This is a genomic window from Enterobacter sp. SECR19-1250 (genome assembly GCF_013391025.1).
Classification (GTDB): domain Bacteria; phylum Pseudomonadota; class Gammaproteobacteria; order Enterobacterales; family Enterobacteriaceae; genus Enterobacter; species Enterobacter cloacae.
Genome location: NZ_JACASJ010000344.1, coordinates 1 through 286, shown reverse-complemented (window position 1 = coordinate 286; position 286 = coordinate 1). Strand labels below are relative to the sequence as shown.

The 286-nt window shown below is 48.6% G+C and carries 1 protein-coding gene; it reads left to right on the top strand.

The annotated features are described in order from the left end of the window. Positions 1–63: 63 nt before the first annotated feature. The coding region (locus tag HX884_RS26915; protein WP_178329075.1) for a transposase at positions 64–286 on the top strand (223 nt) is incomplete at its 3' end.

The following is a 286-nucleotide window of genomic DNA, read 5'->3' as shown; positions in this document are numbered from 1 at the left end:
TGAATCGCCACGGGTTTAACAGACACCTCAGAGTCATTTAAGATGGCTTAAAGAGAGGTGCCCATGAGCGGTAAGCGTTATCCCGAAGAGTTTAAAACTGAAGCAGTCAAACAGGTTGTTGATCGCGGTTATTCTGTTGCCAGCGTTGCAACACGTCTCGATATCACCACCCACAGCCTTTATGCCTGGATAAAGAAGTACGGTCCGGATTCTTCCACTAATAAAGAACAGTCAGATGCTCAGGCCGAGATCCGCCGTCTCCAGAAAGAGCTGAAACGGGTTACCG